Annotated in this window: 3 protein-coding genes; 1 reads left to right on the forward strand and 2 read right to left on the reverse strand. The window is 72.1% G+C overall.

All coding sequences use genetic code 11. The annotated features are described in order from the left end of the window. Positions 1-32 precede the first annotated feature (32 nt). The gene (locus H5J30_RS20005; protein ID WP_181788781.1) at positions 33-1,304 is read right to left on the reverse strand and encodes a L,D-transpeptidase; all 1,272 of its coding nucleotides are present in this window, start codon (positions 1,302-1,304) and stop codon (positions 33-35) included. A 178-nt stretch (positions 1,305-1,482) separates the two neighbouring features. After that, positions 1,483-3,048: a histidine ammonia-lyase gene (gene hutH / locus H5J30_RS20010; protein WP_374101002.1), complete on the reverse strand. Its 1,566-nt coding sequence runs from the start codon at positions 3,046-3,048 to the stop codon at positions 1,483-1,485. A 174-nt stretch (positions 3,049-3,222) separates the two neighbouring features. On the opposite strand from hutH, the gene H5J30_RS20015 reads away from it, so the two are divergent. Continuing rightward, on the forward strand, positions 3,223-4,032 hold the full coding sequence (locus H5J30_RS20015; RefSeq protein WP_181788783.1) for an enoyl-CoA hydratase/isomerase family protein: 810 nt from the start codon (positions 3,223-3,225) through the stop codon (positions 4,030-4,032). Positions 4,033-4,170: the final 138 nt, after the last annotated feature.

A 4,170-nucleotide genomic window follows, 5' to 3' on the forward strand; every position in this document is an offset into this window, starting at 1 on the left:
CGGGCCGGAGCCCGGCGGTTCCGCGCGTCAGCTCAGAGCGCGCTGCCCTGCTGCCACGCGGCCCAGTCCATGTTCCAGCCGTTGAGGCCGTTGTCCGGGGCGATGGTCTCGTCGGGCGAGTTCTTGACGATCACGACGTCGCCGAGGAGCGACTGGTCGTAGAACCACGCGCCGTCCGTGCCCGAGTCGTTCGCGCCCTGCTTGTCGAACAGGCCGACGCAGCCGTGGCTGGTGTTGGCGCTGCCGAAGACGCCCTGGCCGCCCCAGTAGTTGCCGTGGATGAACGTGCCGGAGGTGGACAGCCGCATGGCGTGCGGCACGTCCGGGATGTCGTACTCGCTCTCGCCCTCGTCGTCGGTGAAGCCGACGGTCGAGCCGTCCATCCGGGTCTCCTTGTGCTTCTCGGAGATCACCATCTGGCCGTTGTACGTGGGGTTCTCGGCCGAGCCCGCGGAGATCGGGATGGACTTGATCTTCTTGCCGTCGCGCACGACGTCCATCGTCATGGCCTTGACGTCGACGGTGGTGACCTGCGAGCGGCCCACGGTGAAGCTCATCTCGCGGTCCTGCACGCCGAAGACGCCGGGCGACGCCTCGACGCCGTCGAGGTTCATGTCCATCGTGACGGTGGAGCCCGCCTGCCAGTACTCCTCGGGGCGGAAGTCGATCCGGGTGTCGTTGAACCAGTGGCCGACGACCTCCTGGCCGGTGCTCGACTCGACCGCGATCTTGGACTCGACGGCCGCCTTGTCCTCGACCGGCTTGTCGAAGTTGAGCGAGACGGGCATGCCGACGCCGACCTCGGTGCCGTCCTCCGGGGTGAAGTAGCCGATCACGCTGTTCTCGGTGGAGACGGTGGAGAAGTTCGCGTTGGACGTGGACACCTGGCCGTCGCCGTCCTCGGCCTTGGCCGTGATCCGGTACTCCGTGCCGCGCTCCAGCGCCGCGTCCGGCTTCCAGGAGGCGCCGTCGTCCGAGATGGTCCCGGCGACCGGGTCGGTGCTGCCGGCCACGGTCAGCACGACCTCGGTGAGCTTGCCGCCCTTGACCGTGACCTCGGTGTCGGAGTTGATCCCGACGTTCTCCGTACCGTCCTTGGGCGCTATCGATATTCGGGCGTCCGGCACGTTCTTCTTCTGCTCGGAGGCGGACTCCTTGTCGTCCCCGGAGTCGTCCGCCTTGCTGTCGCCGCCGCACGCGGTCAGCCCCAGCACGGCGCTCATCGCCAGCGCCGACAGTGCCAGCCCGCGCCGCCCCTTGCCGTACACCCTCACGTCGAAACTCCCCTTCACCGCGAACGGCACGATTGCCCTACCTCACGGGGTAGGACGCCCGATCCCCACTGGTCCGTTCCGCCCTGCTCCCCCACTGTGGCACACGCCACCAACGCTCCTGACACACGTCCGGGACCTCCGTCCTGCCCTCGGACATTCAAAGACAGATCAGTGCAGGTCAGTGCCGTTTCGATCAGATCTAGACAGATCATGAAAGCGGTCCTGTGACGGACTCCACTGCCGCGACGAGCCGGCCGGAGCGTACGAACCCCTCCGCCGCGGCCAGATCCGGCGACAGGAAGCGGTCCTCCCCGGGCCCCGCCACCCCCGCGTCGCGCACGGCGCGCAGCACGGCCTGCGTGGCGGGCGCCGGCGTGAGCCCGGCGCGCAACTCGACCGCGCGGGTGGCCGCGTACATCTCGACGGCCAGCACCTTGGTCAGGTGGTCGATCGCGGTGCGCAGCTTGCGCGCCGCGGACCAGCCCATGGAGACGTGGTCCTCCTGCATCGCCGACGACGGGATCGAGTCCGCCGACGCCGGCACGGCCAGCCTCTTCAACTCGCCGACCAGCGCGGCCTGGGTGTACTGGGCGATCATCAGCCCCGAGTCGACCCCGGGGTCGCCGGCCAGGAAGGCGGGCAGGCCGTGGCTGCGGTTCTTGTCCAGCAGCCGGTCGGTGCGGCGCTCGGCGATGGAGCCGAGGTCGGCGGCGGCGACAGCGAGGAAGTCCAGGACGTACGCGACGGGGGCGCCGTGGAAGTTCCCGTTGGACTCGACCCGGCCCCCGATCACCACCGGGTTGTCGACGGCGGCGGCCAGCTCCCGGTCCGCGACCGTACGGGCGTGCGCGAGCGTGTCCCGGCCGGCGCCCGCGACCTGCGGCGCGCAGCGCACGGAGTACGCGTCCTGCACGCGGGGCGCGGCGGGCAGGCCGTCGTGGCCGGTCTGGTGGTGGCCGGTGAGGCCGGAGCCGTCGAGCACCTTGAGCATGTTGGCGGCGCTGGCGGCCTGGCCGGGGTGGGGGCGCACGGCGTGCAGTCCGGGCGTGAGCACCCGGTCCGTGCCGAGGAGGGCCTCCATCGTCAGCGCGGCGGTGACGTCGGCGGCGGTGAGCAGCGCGGCGAGGTCGGCGCAGGCCATGAGCAGCATGCCGAGCATCCCGTCGGTGCCGTTGAGCAGCGCCAGGCCCTCCTTCTCGCGCAGGGTGACGGGTGCGAGGCCGTGCGCCGCGAGCAGTTCGGCGGCCGGGTGCACGGTGCCGTCGGGGCCTTCGGCGTCGCCCTCGCCCATGAGCGCCAGCGCGCAGTGCGAGAGGGGGGCGAGGTCGCCGGAGCAGCCGAGGGAGCCGTACTCGTGCACGACCGGCGTGATGCCGGCGTTGAGGATCCCCGCCATCGCCCGGGCGACCTCGGGCCGTACGCCGGTGTGGCCGGAGGCCAGCGTCTTCAGGCGCAGGAACATCAGCGCGCGTACGACCTCGCGCTCCACCCGCGGGCCCATGCCGGCCGCGTGCGAGCGGACGATGTTGCGCTGGAGCTGCACGCGCAGGTCGGGGCTGATGTGCCGGACGGCGAGGGCGCCGAAGCCGGTGGAGACGCCGTACACCGGGTCGGGCTTGGCGGCGAGGTCGTCCACGACGCGGCGGGCGGCAGCGAGCGCGTCGAGGGCGCCCGCGGACAGCTCGACCGGTGCGCCGCGGCGGGCGACGGCGAGGACGTCGTCCGCGGTGGTGCCGGCGGGCCCGAGGACGACCGGCGCGGGACGGGGGTGCATATTCATATTCAGGAACCTTACGAAGTGAATCCCGAGCTGTCACGGGCGCTGCACGGGCCCCCTCGCGGGACGTCCAACTGATCAGAAAACACACTTGGTCAGCCCTGGCGCGGCGCCACTCCACGCACTACGTTAGCGACCGTTAACACCACGAGCCGCCGGAGGCCGATTCGCATGGGCGAGGGCATCGCCGTCCGCACGCACGAGTACGTCGCCGAGCTGGTCCTCGACCGGCCGGAGGCCATGAACGCCGTCTCCACGGAACTGGCCCGCGCGCTCACCGAGACCACCGCGCGGCTGGCCGCGGACGCCTCGGTCCGGGCCGTGGTCCTCACCTCCAGCCACGAGCGGGCGTTCTGCGTCGGCGCGGACCTCAAGGAGCGCAACGACTTCACCGACGCGGACATGCTCCGCCACCGCCCCACGGCGCGCGCCGCATACACGGGGGTGCTGGAGCTGCCGGTGCCGGCCATCGCCGCGGTGCACGGCTTCGCCCTCGGCGGGGGGTACGAGCTGGCGCTGTCCTGCGACTTCATCGTCGCCGACGAGACGGCGGTGGTCGGGCTGCCGGAGGTGTCGGTCGGCGTCGTGCCGGGCGGCGGCGGGACGCAGTTGCTGCCGCGCCGCGTGGGCTCCGCCCGCGCGGCGGAGCTGATCTTCACCGCGCAGCGGGTGGAGGCGGCGGAGGCCCACGCGCTGGGCCTGGTCGACCGGCTGGTGCCGGCGGGCGAGGCCCGTACGGCGGCGCTGGAGCTGGCGCGGCGGATCGCGGGCAACTCGCCGGTGGGCGTACGGGCCGCGAAGCGGGCGCTGCGGCTGGGCTACGGGCGGGACCTGCGGGCGGGGCTGGAGATCGAGGACGCGGCGTGGCAGCGGACGGCGCTCTCGCCGGACCGGAAGGAGGGCGTTGCCGCCTTCAACGAGAAGCGGAAGCCGGAGTGGCCGGGTGCGGGGGCAGGGACCGGGGCGGGAGCAGGGGCGTGAGGGGCGCAAGGGGTCGCCTCCCCCATAGTGTCCAATCGGTCTAAATCCTGCAAATGGGGATCGATTGCCTACCCTGGAGCCGTGACGGGCAACGACCGGCCCTCGGACGAACCGCTGCGCGCCGTGGTCGAGCTGGCC

The organism is Streptomyces phytophilus (assembly GCF_013870535.1).
Classification (GTDB): domain Bacteria; phylum Actinomycetota; class Actinomycetes; order Streptomycetales; family Streptomycetaceae; genus Streptomyces; species Streptomyces phytophilus.

What these genes read in the sequence shown, in the direction of transcription:
- hutH (WP_374101002.1), bottom strand. Translation starts at nt 3,048, where the DNA reads ATGCACCCCCGTCCCGCGCCGGTCGTCCTCGGGCCCGCCGGCACCACC.
- H5J30_RS20015 (WP_181788783.1), top strand. Translation starts at nt 3,223, where the DNA reads ATGGGCGAGGGCATCGCCGTCCGCACGCACGAGTACGTCGCCGAGCTG.